Genomic DNA, 24,080 nt, shown 5'->3' with positions numbered 1-24,080 from the left:
GGGTGTTCACCACCGGGTCGGCCGTCCGGAAGGCCCTGTTCGCCCACCGTCCCACCTGCGAGGATCCCGCCGTCGGCCGGCTCGGCGGCTACCGGGCGCGCCGGGCCCGGCGCCGGGGCGGGCGCCCGGTTCAGGCGCCGGGCCGCCACGGGCCGCGCCGGCCGAGCCCCCGGAGGGTCGCGGCGAACGCCAGCAGCAGCACCACGGCGCCGGCTCCGCCGGCCACCAGTAGCGCCAGCCGGACCGCGCCCGGGTCGACCGGCGGGCGGACCAGCAGGGAGCGCGCGGGCTCCGCGGGCGCGGCGGCCGGGGCTGCGCCCTGCTCCTCGGGGAGCTCGGCGGTGACGGCCGCGACCGGGTCGACCGTGCCGTGGCCGAGCAGCGGGTCCGGCAGCACCGAGCCCGGCCGGTACGCGGTGGCCTCCAGCCGGTGCACCAGCTGGGGAAGCGTCAGGCCCGGCCGCCGGGCCAGCACCAGCGCGGCGGCCCCGGCCACGTACGCGGCCGCGTAGCTGGGACCGGAGGCGCTGAAGTGGCCGCCGCCCGGCCCGGCGCCCGCGACGGCGTCGCCGGGGGCGGCCAGGTCGATCCGGCCGGTGCGGGCGGCGCCGTTCGGCGGCGCGCCGTTCGGCCCGATGTCGGCGACCGCCAGCACCCCGGGGTAGGAGGCCGGGAAGACCGGGCCGCTCCGGGCACCGTCCGCGTCCGCCGCGCAGGGGGCGACCAGCAGGACGCCGCGCTCCTGGGCGTGGCGCACGGCCGCGGTCAGCTGGTCGCTCGGGCCGGGCACCGTCACCGCCACGGCGACCACCCGGGCCCCGCCGTCGACGGCGTCCCGGATGCCCTTGGCCAGCAGGTCGGCACTGGTGGCGCCGGTGTCGTCGGTGACCGCGACGGCGAGGATCCCGGCCTCGGGCGCCAGCCCGGCCGGGCCCTGACCGGCCGGGCCCTGGCCGGAGGCGCCCGGTGCGGCGGCGTCCTGGCCGGCGGCGTCCTGGCCCGTGCCGCTGCCGCCGGCGGGTCGCCGGCCCGCGATCAGCCCGGCGATCAGGGTGCCGTGCCCGACGCAGTCGCGTCCGGCGTCGCCGCCACCCGACTCGCGCGGGCCGACGGTGAGGCGGCCGGCCAGCGCCGGCGAGGAGCCGTCGACCCCCGAGCCGACCACCGCGACGGTGACCCCGCCGCCGCGGGTGAGCACCCAGGCGCCGTCCGGCGGCAGCAGGGCCTGCGCCCACGGGGTCCGCCCGGTGGTCCGGGTGGACGGTTGGAGGCAGCCCGCGTCCCGGACGTCCTGGCGGAGCTGGGCGACAGTGGGCAGCGGCTGCTCCGGCGCGGGCGAGGAGCTGCCCTCGGCGCGGGCCGGGACGGTGGAGGCGGCCAGCGCGCAGGCCAGCACGGCCGGCGCCCAGGCCCGCCGCCGCCGGCTCATACCGCGCTGCCCAGCCGGTCCGCCGCGATGTCCTGCGGGAGCAGCAGGCTGAGTTCGGCCAGGTCGGCGATGTCGAGCCGGCTGAGCCGGCCGGCCTGCCGGGTGATCATCGACTCCAGGGTCTGCCGGGCGAGGCGCCCGTTGCCGAAGGTGCGGTCGCGCGGGGTGGCGGCGAACTGCCGGCCGAGCGCCGCCAGCGTCTCCGGGGCGCAGACGTAGCCGGCGTTCTCGGCGTGCAGCGAGACGATGGTGACCATCTCGTCGTCGCTGTAGTGGCCGAACTCGATCTGCCGGGAGAACCGCGAGGCGAGGCCCGGGTTGGAGGCCAGGAAGCCCTGCATCTCCTCCTCGTAACCGGCCACGATCACCGCGACCTCGTCGCGGTGGTCCTCCATCAGCTTCATCAGGGTGTCCACCGCCTCCTGGCCGAAGTCGCCGCCACCGCCGTGCCGGGGGGTCAGCGTGTAGGCCTCGTCGATGAACAGCACCCCGCCGCGGGCCCGGTCGAAGGCGTCCTTGGTGAGCTGGGCGGTGTGGCCGACGTAGCGGCCGACCAGGTCGGCGCGGGCGGTCTCGATCAGCTGGCCCTTGGGCAGCACGCCGAGTTCGGCGAGCAGCCGGCCGTACAACCGGGCGACGGTGGTCTTGCCGGTGCCGGGCGGCCCCGCGAAGACCAGGTGGTTGCTGATCTTCGCGGTGGGCAGGCCGGCCTCCTGCCGGCGGCGGACCTGGGTGATCAGGTTGACCAGGTCCTCGACCTGCTCCTTGGCGGCCGGCAGCCCGACCATCGCCCGCAGCTCGGTGAGGATCGCGGTGCCGCCGTCCACCGGCGCGGCCTCACCCGTCCCGGCGCCGGTGTCCTCGGCGACCAGCAGGGCGAGGTCGGCGTCGCCGATCTCGGCGAGCAGCGCCAGCCGGGTGGCCTGCCGGTCGACCATCTCCTCGAACACCTTGCGGGCCGAGCGGCCGTTGCCGAAGTCCGCTCCCCTGGGCATCTTCTCGAACAGCCCGTGCAGCGCCTCGCGGGTGCCGTCGGCCAGCTCGTAGCCGTGGCCGGCCGCGGCCCGTTCGACGATCGTGACCAGCTCGTCCACCTCGTAGTTGGCGAACTCCACGGTCCGGCTGAACCGGGAGGCCAGGCCCGGGTTGGAGGCCAGGAAATCGGTCATCTCGGCGGAGTAGCCCGCCACGATCACCACGATGTCGTCGCGGTGGTCCTCCATCAGCTTGACCAGGGTGTCGATCGCCTCCCGGCCGAAGTCCGGCCCGGTGCCGCCGGAGCCCGCCGAGAGCGCGTACGCCTCGTCGATGAAGAGCACCCCGCCGAGCGCGTCCTTGAACACCTCGGTGGTCTTGATCGCCGTCCCGCCGACGATCGAGGCGACCAGGTCGGCCCGGGCCACCTCGGTCAGGTGGCCGCTGCGCAGCACCCCGAGCTCGGCCAGGATGCTGCCGTAGAGCCGGGCGACGGTGGTCTTGCCGGTACCGGGCGGCCCGGCGAAGATCAGGTGGCGGCTCATCGGGAGGGACGGCATCCCGGCCAGCTCGCGGCGCTTGGCCAGCTTGTTCAGGTTGACCAGGGTGGCGACCTGCTCCTTCACGCCGGTCAGGCCGACCAGCGACTCCAGCACCTCCAGCGGGCCCGGCGCGGCCTGCGGGACCTGCGGCTGGGCGGCCACCGCCTCGACGGCCTGTCCGGTCGCGGCCTGCGGCTGCGCGGCGGCGGTGGCCGAGCCCTGGGCGTCGGGCATCCCGTTGTCGCGGCTCTGCAGGCCCTCCACCGCCAGCCGGGTGCTCGGCGCGGTCTGCCGCAGGCCCGAGGCGCGGTTGCCGGCGACCGTGCAACCGGTCAGCCGGACGGCGTCGGTGGAGTCGATCCGGATGCCGTCGGCGGTGTTGTCCAGCGCCTCGACCTGGCCGAGGGTGGCCCGGGCGCCGGCGCCGATCCGCACGCCGTGCCGGCGGTTGCCGCGCGCCCTGGCCCGGGTGCAGGTGACCTCGCCGCCCTCCTCGACCGCCAGGCCGTCCTCCCCCGAGTCGACCGCCTCGCAGTCGCGCAGCGAGGCGGTGCCGGCCCGGCCGACCAGGAAGCCGCTGCCGCCGCTGTCGCGCACGACGGTGTTGCCGACGAAGGTGTTGGCGCCGTCGGCGATCAGGACGCCGGCCCCGCCGGCCGCGAGGACCTCGGAGTTCTCCACCCGGCCGCGGCCGTCGCGGGTCGCCTCGATGCCGGCCCCGCGGGTGCCGTTGACGGTCGCCCGGCGCAGCAGCGGGTTGGCGCCCTCGCCGATCCGCACGCCGGTGCCGGCGATGTCGCGCACCTCCAGCCGGTCCAGCTCGGCGGCGCTCTCGCCGGTGAGCTCCACGCCCGCCTCGCCGCAGTCCCGGACGGCGACGCGGGTGAGCACCGGGCCGGCGAAGTCGCCGATCCAGATGCCGACCCCCTCCGCCCCGGTGACCTCGCACTCCTCGAAGGTGCCGCGCGAGCGGGCGGTCACGTGGATGCCGTGCCCCTTGGTCCGCGCGGTGCGGCAGCGCCGCAGCAGCGGGTCGGTGCCGCCGGCGAGCGCGATGCCGTGGCCCTGGGTGCCGGTGACGGTGCAGTCCTCCAGCAGCACCCGGGAGGCCGAACTGATGTAGACGCCGACGGTGGTGTCCCGGACGGCGGTGCGCAGCACCCGGGTGCTGCTGTGCTCCTCCAGCGCGATCGCCGGCTTGTCGGTGCCGGAGATCTCGCAGTCCTCGACGGTGCCCCGGGCCTCGCCGTTGGCGCACACCCCGTTGCCGCGGGCGTCGCGCATCACGCAGTTGCGGAACACCGGGTTGGCGCTCTCCCCGATCACCACGGCGGAGGTGCCCAGGTGCTCGATCACGCAGTCCTCGATCACGCTGGTGCCGGTCGAGGTCTCCACGATGCCGGCGCCCGCCGCGTTGACCACCCGGCAGCCGCGCATGGCCAGCGAGCCCTGCTGGCGGGTCAGCACCGCCGTCCACGAGTTGCCGACCACCTCGCAGTCCTGCAGGGCCGCCTGGCCGCGCGGGACGTCGATGGCGGGCATCTCCTCGTCCTGGCCGGCCAGCACCAGGCCGGTCAGCTGGACGGCCTCGGCGACCACCTGGACCACGCAGCCGCGCCGGGGAGTGATCCGGACGGTGCCCCGGACGTCCTCGGCGGTGATGGTGACCATCTTGGTGATCACCAGGTTCTCCTCGTACCGGCCGGGGCGGACCGAGATCACCGCGCCGCTGCGCGCCGCCTCCAAGGCCTCGCCGATCGTGCGGTACGAGCCGCCGCGCTGCTCCTGGCACACCGTCAGCACATGGCGCGACATGACCTGGTCTCCCCTTCGTCCTGCTGTTCCGTCACTCGGTGCGGCGGGCCGGGCCGCGCGGTGGTCAGCTGCAGTCGGCCCGGGCCGAGGCCGCGGCCAGGTGGGCGTGGTTGGCGCTGTCGAAGTCGACGCCGCGGGTGTGCAGCATCACCGAGATGGAGCCACCGGTGAGCTTGAACGAACCGGCGTTCACCCACTGCCCGAGGTTCTTGACCTGGTTCACGCTGAACGAGCCGATCGTGCCACTGCCCGGCGAACTGCCGTTCTGCACCGTGTAGTAGGCGGGGGCGCCGCCGACCACCCGGATGTCCTTGTTGTTGGGGACGTAGACCGAGATCCGGCAGGTGCCGCTGGTCACCGGCGCGGTGCGGAAGGTCCAGACCACCGAGTTGCCGTCGTCCTTGGTGGCCGAGCCCGACATCGGCATCGAGGTGAACTTGCCGTCACAGCTGGCACCCGCGAAACCACCCGTCTGGGTGAACCAGCCGTGGTCCCCCTCCCACCAGCCGTACTGGCTGAACGACACGCTGGCGCTCTTGCACCAGGCACCGCCGATCCCGGTGTACGAGGGGGCGGCGGCCGGCGGCGTGGTCGGCTTCGGGGTGGGCTGGACCGGCGGCACGGCCACGGGGGTGGTGGGCGCCGCCGGCGTGCCGGTGCGGCCCGGGGCCGTGACCGGGCCCGCGCCGGGGGCGGTGACCGGGACGACCCCCGCACCGCCCGCGGCCGGCCCGGCGGCGGTATCCGGTGCGACACCGGTACCGGCGGCCGGCGGCTGGCCGGGCACGCTGCCCGGGGCGGTGGCGGCGGCCGGGTCGGCGGCGGGGTCCGGGGTCGCGCCCGGGGAGCCGGGGGCGGCCGACGGCGGGGCGGTGACGTCACCGGGGGCGGGGGTGTGCGGGGAACTGTCGCCGCCGACCGGGGCGTCGGTCCGGCTCAGCCCGGCGCTGTCGGTGTCGCCGAGGCTCTGGGCGGACCCGTTGCCGTGCGAGATCACCAGCGGGAGCCCCATCAGCACCATGCCGACGGTCGCGGCGGCGGCCACCGCCGGGCGCTTGAGCCGGTGCAGCCGGACCACCCGGCCGGGGCCGGACGGCTCGCCGCTCCCCTGGCCCGGTTCGACCGGGACCGGGGCACCAGGGGTGGCGGAGGCGGCGGGGGCGGGCAGCGGGGAGTCGGGCGGGGTCGGGGCCGGGGCCGGGGTCGGGGTCGGCGCGGGCCCGGCCGGGCGGTGTGCGGCCGGGTCCGCGACGGCGCGGCGCAGCGCGGCGAGCGGGGCGGGGCGGTCGGCGGGGCGCTGGGTCTGGGCTGCCGGGGTCTGGGGCTGGGTGTGGGTGTGGGCCTGGGCGCTCGGGTCGGTGGCCGGCGGGGTAGGCGCGGCCTGCGCGGCGGTGCGGCGAACCGGGCCCAGCGGCGACGGGCCCTGCGCGGACGGCACGGAGGCCGACGGGACGGGGGCGGACGGGGCCGGGGCGGGCTGGTGGGCGTGGACCGGCGGCGGCTGGTGGGCGGCCGCCGGCTGCACCTGTGGAGTCTCGGGCTGCTGCTCGGGTCCGGCCGGCTGCATCGCGGCAGGCTGCTCGTACGGCTGGGACTGCTCGTACGGTTGCGGTTGCGGTTGCGGTTGCGGCTCGGCCTCGCCGTCCTGGTCGTCCATCATCCAGGCGACCGCGGGCAGCTGGTATCCCGTCGAGCTGCCACCGTTGTCGTTCCGGCCCGTGTCCACCGCAGCCCCCTGGTTCCGCTTCGATTCCCGTCACGAACCGCCTGGCGGCAGGCCGCCGGCGCTTCCACCCCGGGGAACGGACCGGCGGGCGTCGACGGTTCACCGCGGCGGCACTGAACCCGCGCCGAACCCGCGGGCGTTCTCCGGGTGTCGAGACGTCCCAGGTTCCGGGCTGATTCCGGGACCGATCGAGGAGTGCCATGACCCCCCACCGTGCCGGACGCCGCGCCGTGCTGCGCGCCGCCGTCGCCCTGGCCGCGCTGGCCGGCCCGACCTCGGTGTGGAGCACCGCGGCCCTGGCCGCCGGCTCCGCCCCCGCCGCCGGGAGTACGGCAGCCACGGCCGGCGACCCCGCCGACTGGCTGCGCCTCGCCGACGGCCGCCTGGTCTACGGGCAGGACCGGCAGGGCAACCGGGTCCCGGACTTCTCGTACGCCGGGTACCGGGGCGGCGGCGTCCCGCTGCCGACCGTCGGGGCGGCCGTCACCCTCGGCCCCGGCAGTGGCGGCGACGACACCGGACGGATCCAGCAGGCGATCGACAAGGTCGCCGCGCTGCCGCAGGGTGCGGACGGGCAGCGCGGCGCCGTGCAGTTGGAGGCCGGCAGCTACCGGCTGGGCAAGCCGCTGCGGATCACGGCCTCGGGTGTCGTGCTGCGCGGCGCGGGCAGCGGCAAGGGCGGCACCCGGCTGGTCGCCACCGGGGCGCCGCACGTCCTGGTCGAGCTGGCCGGTGAGGGCTCGCCCCGGCGCACCGGCGACCAGCGCGCCGTCACCGACGCGTACGTGCCGGTCGGTGCCACCACGCTCACCCTGGCATCGGCGGCGGGGCTGCGGCCCGGTCAGACCGTCGTGGTCCAGCGGCCGCAGGAGGACTCCTGGATCCGGGCCATCGGCATGGACCGCATCCCCTCCCGGGACAACGGGACCACCAAGCCGTGGACCCCCAACGACGGGCTGCAGTTCCAGCGCACGGTCACGGCGGTGGACGGCAACCGGATCACCCTGGACGTCCCGCTCACCAACGCGCTGGAGAAGGAGTACACCCACGCCACGGTCTGGACGTACGAGTTCCCCGGCCGGATCTCCCAGGTCGGGGTGGAGGGAATGAGCGCGGACGGCTCCGGGATGGTCTCCGCCCCGGGCTACGACGCCGGCGGGTACTTCAGCAGCGGCTTCGCGCACTTCGCGGCCGTCCAGGACGGCTGGCTGCGCGACATCGTGGCGGACGCGTTCGGCTCCGGCATGGGCTCGATCGGCAGCACCGCGTCCCGGATCACCGTCACCGACACCGCGGCCACCGGGATGGAGAAGGCGATCCCGCAGCGCTCGCCGCTGGCCCAGCCCGGGGCGTACACCGTGGAGGGGCAGCAGAACCTGGTCGTCAACTGCACGGTGAGCGGCAGCAACCTGCACGCCTGGATGACCGGGCCCCGGGTGCCCGGGCCCAACGTGTTCTCCAGCTGCTCGTCCGACAACACCGGCCACTACCGGCTGGACGCCGGCCCGCACCAGCGGTGGGCCACCGGCACGCTGTTCGACGCCATCACCATGCGGCACTCCCGGGGGCCCGGCGACGACCTGGCCCTGACCGACCGCGGCAACATGGGCACCGGGCAGGGCTGGGCCGGTGCCAACCAGGTGCTGTGGAACGCGGACGTCGGCTACTACGCCGTCGAACAGCCGCCCACCGCCCACAACTGGGCCTTCGGCACCCGCGGCACCCCGGTCGCGGGGCGGCAGAGCGGCATCCTGGTGTCCACCGGCACCGCGATGACGCCCGCCAGCCTGTACGCCCAACAGCTGGCCGAACGCGGCGGCCAGGTGCCCCGGCAGCCGGCCGCGCCCGCCGTACCGGTGACCGCTCCGACCGCGCCCGCGCCGGCCGCCTCCCCGTCGGCCACCGCCTCCATCACCGCCGGCGCCCCGACCACCGGGGCGCCGTCCGCACCGGCCACCCCCGCCACGGGCGCGCCCACGAGCGGCACGGCGGCCCGTAAGCCCGAGGAGTCCCTCGCCTCCACCGGGGCCGCGCTGGGCGCCGAGATCTCGATGGCGGCCGGGGCGCTGCTGGTGGGCGGCGCGGCGATCGGGCTGACCCGGGAACGGCGCCGGGCCCGGCACGCCCGGTAGGCGCGGCGGGCCCGGGTAGGTGCGGGGCGGCCCGGCGGGGCCGCCCGGTACCGCGGGTGCCGGTGCGGGTCAGGCGCTGTGGCGGCCCCGGCGGCGGCGCTCCTTGGTCAGGCCGATGGCGGCGGCGCCGACCAGCAGGGCACCGGTCGCCAGCGACAGTTCCGCCCCCAGCTCCGATCCGGTCGAGGCGAGGCTCTCCTCGGGCTTGCGGGCCGCGGGGCTGCTCGCGGAGGCGCTCGTGGCGGACCTGGACGGCTTCGCGGGCGCGGAGGTGGTCGGGGACGGGCCGGCGGTGGTGGCGCTCGGAGCGGGCGTACCGGCGGCCGGCACCGGGGCGGCGGACCGGGTCGGGGCCGCGGACGGGGCCGGGGCGCCCACGCCGCGTTCGGCGAGCTGCTGCTCGTACAGGCTGGCGGGCGTCATCGCGGTGCCGGTGGAGACCAGTTCGCCGTCGTGGCGGGCCTGGTCGGGGGTGCCCTTGGTGCCGAACGCCCAGTTGTGGGCGCCGGGCGGGCTCTGCACGGCGATCCGCTCGACCGTGCAGTTCCATGCCGTGCTGTTGGCGTCCGACCAGCCGTGGCCGGTGCCGCGCCCGCCGTTGTTCACCAGGTCCAGCGAGCCCTGGATGGTCAGGTTGTCGTACAGCGTCCCGCTCCCCCAGCGCTGGTGGCCGCCGGAGTCGTAGGTGTCGCCGGTCGTGGTGGCGGTGCAGCGGGAGAAGACGTTGGGGCCGGACTGCCGGGCCTCGGTGACGAAGGCGTGGATCTTGGCGGCGGTCAGCGTGCAGTCCTGCACCAGGTTCTGCTGGCCCTGCAGGGTGTAGCCGTCCGACCTGGCGGAGGTGGCCGTGTTGGTCACCATGTCCAGCGCGCCGGTGTGGAGCACCGAGATCCGGCGGCTCTCCGGCCCGAGACCGGTCACCCCGTCCTGGCCGAAGTGGTGGGTGAACACGTTGGTCACCCAGCCGTCCTGCACCGCGCCGAAGTGCGAGAAGGTGGAGTGGTAGAAGGTGGTGGCGTAGCTCGGGTCCTTGGTCATCGCCTGACCGTCGGCGCCGAGGTCCTCGATCCCGACCCGGCTGATCCGCGGGTAGCCGTACCGGTAGACCAGGGACTGCGTGTACTGCTTCTCCAGCGCGGTGGTGAGCGGCGCGTCGAGGGTGACCCGGTTGCCGGCGATCGCGGTGATCCGGCGCTCCGAACGCAGGCTCCAGCCCGGCGTCCAGGTGCCGTTCATCCCCACCGCGTCGATCCACGCCTGGGTGGTGGGACGCTCCACCACCACCTCGCTGCCCACCGCCAGGCCTTCGGTGCTGCTCAGGTTGAGCACCGTGGCGCCCACCGGCACGTAGTCGTCGGTGACCTTCAACTGCGGGCCCTGGACGGTGTAGCCGGACTTGCCGCCCAGGTTGACCAGCGTGCGCGCGGTGGCCCCGGTCGCCACCAGGGTGGTGCCGGAGGCGTCGGAGCCGGCGCCGCGCAGCACCACGCCGTCGGCCGCGATGGTCAGCGAACCCGCCAGGTGGTACTGGCCCGCGGCGAGCTGGACCGCACCGCGGAAGCCCTGCGCGTCGGGCGTGAGCGCGGACACCTTGTCGATCGCGGCCTGGATCGTGCCCGTGTCGTCGCCGCCACCGGGCGCCGGGACGGTGACCTTCGTCGCCACCTTGGGGATCGCCACGCCACCGCCCGCGTACCCGGCGTAGGAGTAGTCCGGCACCTGGTTGCCGCGGTCGTCGTGCCCGTACACCAGGCGGCCGTTGCTGAACTTCAGCCAGTCCGCCGGGGCCACCGGGCCGGCGGCCGAGGCGAAGGTCGCCGGGACGACGGTGAGACCCGCCAGCGCCGGGACGGCGATCCCCGCCCGGAGGACGGTGCGCCACCTGCTCCTGTGAGTGCTCATCAAGTCCGCTCCTGTGACGGCGACATATCCGGACGTCCAGGGGAACGGGGCCTGACACGGCGCGGGTTCAGGGGCCGCCGGGCGGTGGCCGTGGTGTGGACCACACGTCCCGGCGGCCCGGCGGCCGGGTCGCCGGGTCGCTGGGTCGCCGGGTCGCTGGGTGGCTCACCCGGACAACGCTCGGTAGATCGCGTCGGCGGTGGCCTGCTCGGGGGGCGTGGTGTCAGCGGTTCCGGGTTCGGTCCCGGAGCCGCTGCCGCTGCCGCTGCCGCTGCCCGAGCCGGAGCCGGAAGCTGCTGCTGCCGCCTTGGCCGCGGCCTCCTCCGCCTTGCGGCGCTCCTTGGCGGCCTTGAGCGCGGCGAGTTCCTCGGGTGTGGGCTTCGGCCTGCCCACCTTCACCGGCTTGGTGGTCGGCCGGCTGCCGAGCCCGGTGGAGATGTCGGCGAGACGGCTGTGCTGGTCGGCGGTCAACCGGGCGCGGGAGAACTTGTCGACCTCCGCCACCACGTCGGCCAGCTTCTCGATCACCGACTGCATCCCCGGGCGGGCCCGGAGGCTGTCGAGCACCCCGCCGTCGAGCTTGGGGTGCAGGGTCAGCACGTCGAGCGCGTCGCGCACCCGCTTCTCGCGCAACAGGGCCACGTCGGTGTTGCTGTCCTGCTTGCGCATCGCGAGGGCGGTGAGCTTGTCGCCGAGCAGGTCCTCGGTGGCGACGACCTTGAGCGGGACGGTCTGGCCGCTGTGCGTGTGGCCGTCGACGACCACCTGCATCTGGTGCTCCTGCTCCCGTACCGGTGCGAGCGTGATGCTCGCGTCGAGGCCGCCGAACGTGCCCCGCACGGTGGTCGACTGGTCACGGCGGCCCGGCACCACGTGGCCGTCCACGAGGACGTGGGTGGCCAGGTGTTCGAGCACCTGGTTCGGGTTGGTGATCGGACGGACGAAGGAGAGCCGCAGGTCGAGGTCCTGCACCGGGCGGTGCAGCTTGACGGCGGCGACGCCACCGCCACCGCCGAGCACCACCGAGCCCTCGGGCAGGTCGAGCCCGCTGCCTTCGAGGTGGGTCAGGACGCCCTGTTCGAGAAGTGCGGCCATACCGAGCCGGAACTCGGAGTCGACCATCTCCGCGTGCGTCATCATCTCGGGAGTGCGGGGGCGGTCGGGGGTGGCGTTCACGTCGGCGTGAGCGTTCACGTCGGCGCGGGCATTCGCGTCTGGGTGAGCATTCGCGTTGTCGTGAGCGTTCACGTCTGCGCCCGCGTTCACGTCCGCGTCGGCATTCACGTTCCCGTGAATGGTCGCGTCATCGTGAATGGTCGCGCCGCCATCAACGCTCGCGCCGCCGTGAACGTTGCCGTCCTGGTGAACGCCCGGTGGGCCGGACGGCGGCGGGTTGGTACCGCCGTTCTCGCCGCCCCAGCGGACCGGTTCGGTCGGCGGGAGCGCGCCCCGCTTCTCGGAGACCGGGAAGCCGGTCCCCCCGAGCAGACCGTCCAGCCCCTTGAGCCCGGCCAGCAGGTCGTGTCCGAGCGGGATCGTCGCCCCACCCGTGACCACCGTACTCGGCCCCGCCCCGGCCCCGCCCGCACCCGCACCCGCACCCGCACCCGCACCCGGCATCAGCGTGAAGCTCGCCGGCCGCCACCCGGCCGCCACCGGCCGGCCGTCGGCGTCGTGCAGGAAGCGCCCGGCCAGCACCGCCCCGTCCGGCGTCGTGTACACCGGCCCGTCGGCGCTGACCAGGTGCAGCCCGGGGGCCAGCCCGTGGATCACCTCCGCCGCCGAAGGCCCGCCGTTGAAGCCGGTGTTGACATCGCAGCCGACGAAGACCAGCAGGTGCCCGTCCGGCAGGTTCTTCGGCGCGATCACCTCCTGGTGGAAGCGGTCCGGCGGCAGCGAGCGGTTGCCCACCAGGAAGCTCCCGGGGTGGGCGGGATCCCCGTGGACGTGCAGCACCGTCCCGTTGGTGATCTCGGGGAAGTTGTACGCCGCCTGGAGCTGCTGGTGCCCGTCGTCCTGGAAGTGCTCGTACCCGGGGGTGCCCTGGAGCCCCTTCGCCGGGATGTAGAAGCCGGACGGTGTGCTCAGCCCGTGGGTGTGCAGCGCCGGCGAGGAGAGGTGTTCGAGCGCGTACTCCGGTGCCACGGCGAGCTTCAGCGCCCGGGCCACCTCGAAGGAGACCCGGGTGGTGCCGCCGCCGAACCGGAGCGGGCCGCGCTCGTCGTGGGCCTCGAACTCGACCGTGACCACGGCGTCCGCGTGCAGGGTCGCCCAGTGCACGTCCCGGCTGCGCGAGACGGTGGTGAGCTGGTCCTTGTGGCTGGCGGAGGTCGATTCGCCGATCCGCTGGCCGAGTCCGGCGCTCACCGTGGCGCCGGGGTGCTGGGCGTCGTGGGAGTTGGCCGGCAGGTTCGGGTCGAGGCTGCCGGAGGTGGTGCTGACGCCGGTGGAGGTGTTCAGGCCCCGGCTGGTGCCGGAGGACCGGCCGTCGCCGGTGGCCCGGAACCGGAAGGTGTCGCTCTCCAGCTCGCCCTTGAGGAACCCGCCCAGCTTGTGGTTGAACGGCTCGACCTTGATCCGCAGCCGTCCGACGGTGTCGGTCAGCAGTCCGCCCTCGCGGACCAGCGCGGGTGAGAGCAGGCCGTCGGTGCCGACCAGCAGGTCCAGCTCGCCGGTCATGCCGGCGTGCGAGAGCAGGTAGCCGACCGCGTCCCGGCCGAGCGTGCCGTGGCTGACCATCCGCGCGGTGGCCCCGTTGCCCGAGCCGTCGAGCGGCGCCGTGCTGCCGCTGAGCCGTTCCAGCACCTCGTCGGCGAGGATCCGGAGCTTCTCGTGGTGGAAGCCCAGGTTGACCACCTGCCGGTCCATCACCTGCTGCGGGGTGACCGGCAGCGCGGTGCCCCCGAGGTCGGCGGCGCTGCTCCCGTACGGGACCTCGCGCACCGCGACCTGGCCGGGCGTGGGCCGGTAGGGCTCCAGGTCGGGCCGGTGGGCGGCCTTCGGGACCAGCATCACCTCGGTCAGGGTGACGGAGGTCCCGCCGTGGGTGAATCCGGCGTCCTGGTGGTGGCCGAGGGCGCGGGCGCCCTTGTCCGGCAGGGTGAGCAGCAGCGAGTTGGCCACCTTGGAGGGGTTGGCGGTGCGCACCACGCTGACGTCGATCCGCAGGTCACCGGCGTACCGGTCGGCGGGGCCGGTGACCGAGAAGGAGTTGCGGCTGACGTCGCCGGTGCCGACCGAGCGGTCCCGCCCGGTGTCGCGTCCGACCGAGGCGCCCGCGCCGGTGGAGGCGCCGTTCAGCCGGCCGTCCCCGGTGCCGGCCGGCAGGCCCTCGGAGGTGGGGGCCGATGCCGACCAGCCGCTGCTGCGACTGCGGGAGGCGGACACGTCGGTGCGGTGCTGGCGGACGGTGTAGCTGGTCGCGGTGGTGTCGGCGGGGGCGTCCAGGTGGAAGTAGCCGAGGTTGTCGGGGTCGCGGTGGGCGCGCAGCACCAGCGAGACCCGTTCGTGGTGCAGCACCCCGGCCTTGGTGGAGTGCAGGATCAGGCCGGGGCCGAGCATCGCGTCGAGCAGTCCCTCGGCGGACTTGACGTCGAGGATGCTGCTCAGGGTCTGCTTGACGGGTCGCGCGGCCGTGCCGGGCGCCTCCACCACCCAGTGGTCCTCGAGCGCGCCCGGGGCGTGTTCGGCGAGCAGCCGCTGCACCGTGCTGACGATCGGGTTGCCCTGACCGGTGACGTCCAGCGGCCGGGGGGCGCCGTCGGGCTTGACCACCAGGCGTTCGGTGACCGATCCGGGCGGGAAGAGCGGGTCGACGGTGACCCGGCGCCCGGCCGCGCCGGCGGCGGCGTCCTTCGGGGTGGCCGGCATGGTCGGCACCACCAGGTCGGTGGGGCGCTGGATCCGCGGCGCCGGGGCCGGTCCGTGTGCCGGGGCCGGCCCGGGGACCGGCCGCGCGGCGGCGCCGGGCAGCGGCGGGGGCGGGGTGGGGCCGACCGGGTGGTCCGTGCGGATCAGGGTGGGCGCGCCGCCCGGCGCCTCGTGCACCGCGCCGGCGAGGGCGGGGTCGTGCGGGTCGGCCCCGGCGCCGGTGGGGCGCAGGTAGTGCATGCCGTCGCCGACCTCCAGCAGCGCGGACGCGACCCGTGGCCGGTCCGAGCCGAACATGTTCTTCTCCTGGTTGATCACGGTGACCCGGTAGAGCATGTCGGCCGTGCGCTCGCCGAACTCCTGCTTGCCGACGGTCAGCCGGCCCTCGGTCGGGCTGACCGATTCGCTGACTCCGGTACCGAGTCCGGCCCCGCGCGAGTGGTCGAAGCCGGGCGTCACCGTCTGGGTGCCGCCGCCGGCCTCGCCGGCCCGGGTGCCGAAGCCGAACGCGGCCTTGAGCGCCCCGCCGAGCCCGGAGCCCCGGCTGCCGGAGACGCTCAGCGAGCCCTCGGTGTTGTCGATCCGGGTGGTGGTGATGCCACGGCCGCTCGGCCGGCTGTCCAGCGGGAAGCCCTCGATCCGGACCAGCACGTTGCGGTCCTTCACGAAGCCCTGCCGGACGAACGCCGCGCCGACCTCCGAGGAGCCCCGGACGTGGGCGCCCATCAGCATGCCGGGGTCGGTGGTGGTCCAGGAGACGTTCCCGGCCGCCTCGCGGCCGACGCCCACCTGCCGGAGCAGGTCGCGGAGCTTGGTCTCGACGTGCCGGGTACCGGGGGTGCCGAGCACGATGTCGCGGGTGTCCAGCGGCTGGTGTCGGTCGCGCAACGGCCGTGATATCTCCGGCAGTTGGACGGCCCACCGGCGGTCGTAGCGGCGGTGCACCGACTCCACCCCGTACCGGTGCTCGCGGACGCCGCCGGGGGTGGGCCCGGCGTGCGCGGCGTCCAGGGTCAGCGCCTCGGGCACCACGAAGCGGGCCCGGTACGGCGCGGCGGGGTGGCCGCGCAGCACGCCGGACATGCTGGCGACGTGCCCCTCCGGCGCGTCCCGCAGGAAGTCCGGCCGGGGCCGGCCGCCGGGGGCGCCGGCGCCGGGGGTTCCGGGGCCGCCGATCAGCCGGCCCAGGCCCTTCGCCGCCGTCATCGGCAGGTCGGCGAAGGAGCTCCTGGTCGGCTCGTGGCGGACCGACACCCGCACCACGTAGTCGACGTCGTAGTCGTAGGTGCGCACCGGCCCTTCGTACAGCGCCCCGTGCAGCTGGAAGGTGGAGGCGCCGATACTGGTGCCGACCGACTTCGAGGTGGACCCGGAGGCGCCGAGGGACGGTCCGAAGGTGCGCAGCCGGTCGCCGGTGCGGTCGCCGATGCCGACGCTCGCCGACAGCGAGCCGCTCGCGCTGAGCGAGGCGGCGAGCGAGTCCCCGGCGCCCGCCCCGGCGAAGGCGGCCGGCATCAGGTCGACCTTGCCGGTGGCGCGGCGGCCGTGGCCGTCGAGGGCCGGGGTCTTGCGGGCGGTCACCTCGACCGTGATGACCTCGGTGCCGCCGCGCACCGGCCGGGTGTACTGCTCCTTGACGCCGCCCGGCCGGAACAGCGCATCGCCCTGCGCGAGCAGCGCCTCCCGGCTGAACTTGGCCTTCAACTGCTGTTCCAGGTGCAGCTGTTCGAGCGGGCTGCGGTCGACCTTCCAGGGCCGGGCGAACTCGACCTTCGCCAGCGTCGAGGTGATCTCCGGGATGACCTTCTCGGCACCCGACAGGTACTCGATGCCGCCGGGGCCCAGGCCCTGCCCGGTGGCGAGCGCCGCCGGCGGGTGCTTGTCGACCTGCTCTGCGTCCTCCAGCGCCTGGCGCTGCGCCGGGTCCTGCGGCCGCGGGTCGCGGTCCTTGGGCACCGCGACGTCCGCCCAGGCCTGGCTGCCCGGTTCACCGGCCCCCTCGCGCTCCAGCAGCCGTTCGAACCGGTCGGCCTCGCCCGCCGGGATCCGGACGAACATCTGGTTGTCCGCCCCCGCGATCCGCTGCCGGTGGCCGACCTGGGCCAGGTCGCCGGTGGCGTCCACGGTGGTGCGCACGGTGATCCGGTACAGCACGCTGTCCCCGGTCGACCCGACGGTGCGCAGTTCGCCGCCACCGAGGTTGCGGTTGCCGCTGCGCGAGCCGGACAGCTTGGCGCCCACGGTGAACCCGGCGCCGAGCGAGTGGCTGAAGCCCATCGGGGCCGAGGCGTCGCCGAGGGTGTAGCCGAAGCTGCCGCCGATCGGGGTGAGGCCGAGGCCACCGGAGTTGGAGACCGAGTTGGCGGCCCGGACGTAGCGCGAGTGCTGCTCCTTGAGCGGCACCGCTCCTTCGGTGACCCGCTGGGCGCCGAGCAGCCGGGACCTGACGGTCAGGTGGACGGTGTCCTTGCCGTCCCCGGTCCGGTAGCCGGGCGAGACGGCGCCGCTGCTGGTCAGGTCACCGTAGTTGTGCAGCAGGTTGACCTCGCCCAGCCAGTGCCGGACCCCTTCGTGGAGCTCCGACCCGAGCGGCGCCAGCCCGGGCGGCAGGGCGCCCAGGGCCTGGCTGCGCAGGTCGGCCAGGCCCGAGACGGACTCCGGCAGGCTGAGCACCTGGCCGAGCACCTCGCCGGTGCGTTCGATCTGCCGGGGGCTCGCGGTGGCCAGCCGGACCGGGTCGAGCCCGAACACCGGGCCGGCCGAGCCGCGCGGTACGGCCGGCAGGACCGGACCGCCGTCGGTGCCGCGCGGCGGTGCCAGCTCGCTCGGGAACGCGATCCGGGTAGGCGCCGGCACGGGCGTGCCGAGGGTCGCGGTGGCGTCCTGCGGGCCCTTGACCTCGACCTGGAGCTCGGCGCCGGGGAAGTCGAAGTGGCTCTCCTGCCCGCCCAGTCCGAGCTGCTGCTTGGCGCCGACGGAGGCCCCCGAACCGTCCGAGAAGCCCTTGGCGCTGTCCCCGGTCACCGAGGCCGACATCGAGGCCGAGAACAGCTTCGCCGGGAGCTCCCCGAAGGCGAGCGAGGTGGAGACCGCCGCCGTGACCGAACGGCTGTTCTCGCCGCTGCGGCCCGCCGAGGCGCCCGTCTCGTGGTCGCCGGCGTCGGCGTAGACGTGCTTCTGGCCGAACAGCGCCTGGTGCGAGGGGGGCGCGGCGGCCTGCCGGCGCTGCGCCTCCCAGGCCGGCACGTGGCGGGCCAGGTCGGTGCGGCCGAGGCCGAGCCGGACGGTCACCTCGTGCCGGCCCGCGCCGGGGACGTCGACGGCCAGCGGCAGCCCCTCCTCCAGCATCCGCTGGGCCGTCTCGCGGCTGCCGATCGCGGTCAGCTCGGCGCGGAAGGCGTGCTCGACGGCGTCCCCGAGCGCCCGTCCGCTGCCGGCCGGCAGGGCCCGCCGGACCAGCGCGGAGACCGCCCGGTCGTCGCCGAACCAGGCGTCGCCCAGGCTGAGCACCCGGCCCCGCTGGCCGAGCGGGTACTGCGGGGTGCCGCCGACCGTCTCGCCGAAACCCGGCGGGAGTTCGCGGGGGGCGTCGGCGGACTGCCGGGCGTGCTCGGCGGCGGAACTGCGCAGCCGCCACTCGGCGACGCTGCTCGCCGCCTCCCGGACCGGTGCCTCGACCTGCCGCCGGGCCTGCTCCGCAGCCTCGTCGCCGCGGGTGCCGGCGGCGGCGAGCAGCTCCGGGCGCTCGGCCGCCAGGTCCGCCCAGCCGAGCCGCTCCAGCCGGTCGGGGTCGTAGACCGCTTCGACGTGCTGCCGGAAGGTGTCCTCGTAGGCCGCGTCGGCGGCCAGGTCGGCGGCGCCCGCCGCCTCCGCGAGGGCCTGGTCGACGGCTCCGGCGTGGTCCGCCGCCTGCTGTTCGCGGACCTCCGGCGGGGTGTCGGTGGCGACGGTCGGCGCGGGCACCCGGGCCCGCGCGTCGTCCAGCACCCGGGTACGGGCGCGGTCCGCGGCGTCGGTCGCGGCCTGCTCGGCCGCCCGGCGCAGGCCGGTGATCCGCTCGGTGATCGGGTGCGGCGGCGGCGCCAGCGCGGACGGGTCCGCGGTCTCGGTGCGGATCTCCCGGTAGGCGCGGATCCGGGCGGCGGCGACCGCGTCCCGGTGCGCGGCGTCGAACTGCCGGGTGCGTTCGGCGGCGCGGGCCGGGCCGGTCAGGGTGGAGTGGTCGGCGGTGTCGGCCACCGCGTTCTTGGCGCGGGTGACCGCGGCGGCCTCGGCGTGCTGCTGCCCGGGGGCGGTGTGCTCCTGGTGCCGGCGGGCGATCCGCTCCAGCCGGTCGAGGTGCTCCAGCGCCTGCCGGTCACCGGTCAGCGCGCGGGCGACCAGGTCGGTGACCTTGGCCGGCCGGTCGCCGTGGAGTTCGGGGCCGAGTGCCTCGGTGGCGGCGCGCAGCCGGGCGGCCTCCGCGGCGTCCTCGGCGCGCCGCTCGACCTCGGGGTGGCGCACCGCGTCCGCGGCGGCCTGGGTGAGCCGGGCCAGTTCGGGCTCGGTCAGCGGGCGGCTCCACGGGTCGGCGGCGTCCACCGGGTGCGGGGAGTGGTGCGGGGCCGGGGCGGGGTGCGGGGCGCCGCCGCCGGGCCCGGTCAGCGGCCGGGTCGGGACGAAGTGGTTGTCGCCGACCCCGGCCAGCAGGAACGGCGTCCCGTCCGGCCGGCCGGTGCGCCCGCCGCCGGTCAGCGTCCCGGCGCCCTCCACCACACCGTTGGCGCCGACCACGCCGAGGTCGAGCCGGAACACGTCGGCGGCCAGGTGCGGGGCCAGCGCGCCGAGGGTCGCGGACCAGCGGGTCGGGTCGCGCAGTTCGGCGACCAGCTGCTCCGGGGTGCGGCCGGGCTCCAGGTACGCGCGGTAGCGGGAGCCGGGCAGGGCGAGTTCGGCCGCCAGGTGGTCGGCCATCGCGGTGCGGACGGCGTCGTCGGTGACGGCCGGCAGGTGGTGGGCCAGCTGCTGGTCCGCCGTCAGGCGCAGCGCGGAGAAGAACGAGTCGGGGCGGGGGGCGTTGCCGACCTCGGTGGCGATCACCTCCTGCCCGTACCGGGCCAGCGCCGGGCTCTGCGCCGAACTCAGGCCGTACGGGAGCGGGACCTCGGTGCCGGGGGCGGGGCCGCCGGCCTTCATCTCGACGCCGAGCAGCGCCCAGGCCTCCTTGAGCCGGGCGGTGCCGAGGCTGCGGGGGCGGCCGTCCTCCACCACCCAGTCGCCGTCCGCGATCACCTTCGGCCGCCCGTCCGCGCCGATGCCGATCCGGCCGGAGATCACGTCGCCGTCGGCGGTGACGATCGCCTCGCCGGTCGGGCCGAGGGTGGGGCGGCCGGTGGCGCGGTGCGCGGCTTCGATCACCGACGGGCCGCCGGGCCCGGGTGCGGCCGCGTAGCAGGTGACGAACGCCTGGCCCTGGTCGGCGGAGAGCTGGTCCAGCACGTGGTCCACCGGCTGCAGCGCACCGTCGAACTCGACGCCGCCCGGGGCGCCGTGGCCGACCAGCAGCTGCCAGCCCTCGGCGCCCGGCACCGCGTGCGCGGCGGTCGCGGTCAGCTCCGAGGCGTCCGCCTGCGGGAACCAGCGGCCGTGGTCGAGCTCGACCACCGGTCCGCGGACGACCGGGGCGGTGCCGGTCGGCGCGGGGTGCGGCTGGGCGGGCTGTGACGCCTCGGGGAGGGTCGGCTCGGGGTGCGGCGCGGGCGGGTGCTCGACCGGTGCGAAGTCGACGATCAGGTCGTGCTCCAGCCGCACCTCCAGCTCGACCCCGGCGAACCGGCCCCGCAGCACGGACGCGGTCGGGTCGGCCGGGTCCGCCGAGGCGGACAGCGGATTGCGCTTCACGGCGACGGCGGCGAACTTGGCGGCCTCCGCGGACCAGGTGCTCGGGTACTTCTGCGGGGTCCAGCCGCTGCGCGGCGAGCCGTCCTGGAAGTTCTCGGCGAAGCGCTGCCGGGCGGTGTCGAGCCGCTGCACGGTCTCCTGCCGCCGGCCGGGACCGGCCCCCGGGCTGTGCTGCGCCCCGGACAGCGGGGCGGACGGCGGCCGCACCATCGACCCGTCGAAGTGCTGTCCGGGCGCCGGCCGGTAGTCGACGATCAGGTCGTTCTCCAGCCTCACCTCCAGCTCGACCCCGGCGAACTCTCCTCGGATCAGCGTGCGTTGCGGGTCGGCGGGGTCGGGCTCGACCGCCCCGTCCCGGGACACCTCCAGCGCCGCGTACCTGGCCTCCTCGGCGGTCCACTCCTTGGGGAACCCCGTCCCGCTGCCGGCGTCCTGGGCGAACGCCGCCGCCAGGTCACCGGCGTGGTAGTCCATCATGGTGATCACCGGGAGGTTCGGGTCCTCGGCCGGCAGCGGTCCCGGCTCGCGCAGGTCGGTGGGCCGGTTCAGCACCTGGTCGGCGACCAGCGCGTCGTCCACCGCCTGCTGCCACTGCACCGGGTCCTGGTCGGCCGGCTGCTCCCAGGGCTCCGTCGAGGTCTTCGCCGCCTCGGCCACGAGCGCCCGCAGGCCGGCCGGGTCGACGCCCAGCGCCGACCTGAGCGCCTCGTTCATCTCCTGGGTGGAGAGCTTGTCGATCGCCACCGTGGCGTGCGCGGTGCTCGGGTCGTCGGTGAAGTCCAGCTCCACCTTCAGCAGCGGCGCACCGCCGGGGCCGGACGCGCGGCCGTACGCCGTGGTCTGGGCGGCCAGGGTCTTCTTCACCGTGTCGGCGAACCACTGCGGGCCGCCGGCCTCCTGCGCCAGGTGCAGCCGGACGCTGACCAGCCCGCCGTGCTGACCGTTGTCGAACAGCACGTGCCGCAGGTCGAGCGGCGCACCCCCGCCGCGCCCGAGCGGCACCGGAGCGGTCCGCGCCACCGGTACGGCGTCCTTGGGCCAACTCGGGTGCGGCTGGGCGACGGTGGGCCGGTACGCCACGTGCTGGCCGTCCCGGTACAGGCCCTCGATCCGCACCCCCTCCGCCTCGCCGACCCAGTGCGTGGTGCGGCCGTCCGGCAGCAGGACGGTGCGCCCCTCGCGGCCGGCCGCCGCGTGCGCCGCCTCGACGGCGTCGAGCAGCTTGTTCGGCGACCAGTGCTGGGGGAACATCACGTGCTCGTCCCAGTTGGCGCGGGCCCGCCAGCGGGACGGGAATGCCGTGAGCAGGCTCCCCGGCCCGACCTTCGGGTCCAGGAACCACGGGGTCGCCCGGTAGGTGCCGTTACCGGCGGCCTCCCCCTTCGGGTCGAACATCAGCCCGTGCTTGTCGAGCGTCGCCTCCTTGGGCTCGTGGTGCGCACCGGTCAGGGTCTGCCGGTCGCCGTAGCGGGCCACGTCCTCGACCCGCAGCCCGAACTCCGAGGTCGGCAGCGCCACCGGCGCGTACCCGGGGGTGGTCAGCCCGCCCTGGTCGTCGGACGGCCGGAAGGAGGTGAACTCGCCGTGCCGGACCTCGCCCTCGATCCGGACCCCGGCGTAGTCGCCGACCCAGTGGTAGGAGTCGCCGAGCGCGCCGGTGTCCAGCTTGCTCACCGTGCCCGCCCGCCGGGCCGCCAGATAGGCCTGCTCGGCGGCGTACACGGCGTCGTCCGAGCTCCAGTGCGCGGGGAACATGACCTGCTCGCGCGGGGTGGAGGTGGCGGTGGCGGTCCGCACGGGCACGGCCAGGTCGCCCGCCAGCGGATGCCCGCCGTCGCGCTGCGGCGCCGGGTGCTCGGGCTCCGGGTAGCGGGCCCGGTAGGTGCCGTTGGGGTTGACCTCGCCGATCCGGGTCGGCCGGATCCGCTCGGACATCCCGGACGGCGGCAGGTGCCCACCGACGCCCGAACTCCCCGCCCCCGAACTCCCCATCCCCGGGCCGCCGTACAGCACAGTCGACCGGGTCTCCAGCGAGAAGCTCGCCCGCGCGGGCGGCCCGGCGTCCGCACCCTGCGGATCCGGGCCGCCGAGCGCGGCCTCCATCCAGGCGCCGAAGTGGCGCAGATCGCGCGGGGAGATGGTCAGCTGCTCGAGCTCCTGGCCGTTGGCGGGCTGGTGGTCCAGGTCGACGACGGGCCGCGACCGGCGATCCACCCAGCCGGCCCCGATCAGCTCCAGGTCCCCGTAGACCGGCAGCGGCAGCGCGGCGGTGCTCGACCGGTACTCGTCGTACAGGCCGAGCCGGTGGCCGTTCTCGTGCGCCAGGACCTTGGCGGAGGTCGTGATGCTCCAGTTGACCCAGTTCTCCCGGGCGAACTCGGCATGCACGGTCACGGTGCGGTGCGCCGCCGCCGGGTCGTCGACGAACTCCAGTTCCAGCCGGAACCGGTCGCCGTTCGGCAGCCGGTAGCCCAGGTTGTAGTTGGTCTCGACGCCGTGCTTGGCCCGTTCGGTGAGCGCCAGGACCTCGGCCGCGGCGTTCGGACGGCCCGTCAGCGCGCTGGTGTCCAGATGGAGCCGCAGGACGGCGCGGGACTCGGCGCTGCCGTCCGCGAGCCGGTAGCGGCGCACCTCGAAGTCGTGCTTGGGCGCCGCGCGCGGGTCGGTGCCGACCGTGTGGAAGCTGCCGGCCGCGATCTCGGCCCGGCCCAGCTCGGCGACGACCTCCGGTGAAGGGTCCGGGAGCCGCAGCGGCAGCTTCAGGTGCGGCTCCGTGGTCGTCGGCATCCCGACGAGCGGGGACATCTTCCCGTCGGCGTCGGTGGGTCGGTACGGGTCGACGGTCGGGCCGCCGCTCGGGTGCTGCGGGGCGGACGGATGGTCGGTGGGAGCGGTGGTGTCGGGCAGGCCGTTGCGGATCTGCCAGATCCGGCCGTCCTCGACCCCGACCACCAGCTTCAGGCCGTCCACCTCGCCCTCGTGCAGCACCAGGCCGCCGCCCGGGCGCTCCGGATCGGGGTAGCTGCGGTCGGGGTGCTCGACGATCTGCTGCGCGGCGGCCGTCAGCCGCTGGTCCGACCAGCCTGCCGGCAACCCGCCTTGCTCGAAGCCGGACTTGAGCCACCACGGCGCCACCGGCTCGTCCGCCCGCAGCACGGCACCGGGAGACACGGGAGCGGGCCGCTCGGCCGGCCCGGGCTGCTCGACGGAGGTGTGCGGCACTGGTCGTACGGGAGCGGGGGCAGGTGCCGGGACCTCGGCGGTGGCGGCGCCTCCCGCGGTACGGACGGGCGTGGGCGCCTCGACGGTGCCGGCCCCCGCCGCCGTACGGACCGGCTTCGGGGCCGTGGCGGGGCCGGTGTCGGCCAGGGTGCCCTGCGAGTCCGTCCGGACGGGCACCGGCTTGCCCTTCACCCCGGGGTCGCCCACCAGCGTGGCCTGGGAGTCGGTCCGCACCGGCGCCGGCCGGCCGGACGGCGGGAGGTCGAACAGGGCTTCCAGATCCGCGTGCCCGAACGCCTGCGCGAACAGATTCGCGTACTCATGATCCGGCGGCCCCGCCAAACCCCGCGAGAACCCCAACACCTCACCCCCCGCCACCTCCCGACCCGACGGACCCATCCGCGGCACCGGGAACGGCGCCGGATGCCCCGCCAGATTCGACGCCAACGACACCAACGTCAACGGATGCAACGGACCGAAGAACCGACCCCCACCCTCACCCACCGCCTCGAACTGCCACGACCGCACAAAACCCGCCCACCGCTGCCCCACCCCCGTCGCCGCGAACGCATGATGCACCCCACGAC

General features: G+C 75.7%; 6 protein-coding genes. 1 reads left to right on the top strand and 5 read right to left on the bottom strand.

The window, feature by feature from the left end:
* Positions 1-130: 130 nt before the first annotated feature.
* From ABT014_RS31235 to ABT014_RS31225, 3 genes are all read right to left on the bottom strand, one after another.
* Entirely contained in the window at positions 131-1,429 is a 1,299-nt protein-coding gene (locus ABT014_RS31235) for a S8 family serine peptidase (RefSeq protein WP_350642699.1), read from the bottom strand.
* The gene (locus ABT014_RS31230) at positions 1,426-4,761 is read right to left on the bottom strand and encodes a right-handed parallel beta-helix repeat-containing protein (RefSeq protein ID WP_350642697.1); all 3,336 of its coding nucleotides are present in this window, start codon (positions 4,759-4,761) and stop codon (positions 1,426-1,428) included. Before ABT014_RS31230 ends, ABT014_RS31235 begins: the two co-directional genes overlap by 4 nt.
* 64 nt (positions 4,762-4,825) lie before the next feature.
* The gene (locus ABT014_RS31225; RefSeq protein ID WP_350642695.1) at positions 4,826-6,487 is read right to left on the bottom strand and encodes a hypothetical protein; all 1,662 of its coding nucleotides are present in this window, start codon (positions 6,485-6,487) and stop codon (positions 4,826-4,828) included.
* Between the two features lie 200 nt (positions 6,488-6,687).
* Between ABT014_RS31225 and ABT014_RS31220 the strand changes: the two genes are divergently transcribed.
* Entirely contained in the window at positions 6,688-8,619 is a 1,932-nt protein-coding gene (locus ABT014_RS31220) for a hypothetical protein (RefSeq protein ID WP_350642694.1), read from the top strand.
* Positions 8,620-8,688: 69 nt separating this feature from the next.
* Here ABT014_RS31220 and ABT014_RS31215 read toward each other — a convergent pair whose 3' ends face one another.
* Complete coding sequence (locus ABT014_RS31215; RefSeq protein WP_350642693.1) at positions 8,689-10,521, bottom strand: peptidoglycan-binding protein; 1,833 nt, start codon at positions 10,519-10,521, stop codon at positions 8,689-8,691.
* A 165-nt stretch (positions 10,522-10,686) separates the two neighbouring features.
* Positions 10,687-23,835, bottom strand: coding sequence for an EndoU domain-containing protein (locus ABT014_RS31210; RefSeq protein WP_350642692.1), 13,149 nt, complete (start codon positions 23,833-23,835; stop codon positions 10,687-10,689).
* Between the last annotated feature and the right edge of the window lie 245 nt (positions 23,836-24,080).

Origin of the sequence: Kitasatospora sp. NPDC094015, assembly GCF_040304075.1 — a bacterium.
GTDB lineage: Bacteria > Actinomycetota > Actinomycetes > Streptomycetales > Streptomycetaceae > Kitasatospora.
Note: the sequence above shows the minus strand (reverse complement) of the source record. Positions and strands in the feature narration are given on the sequence as shown.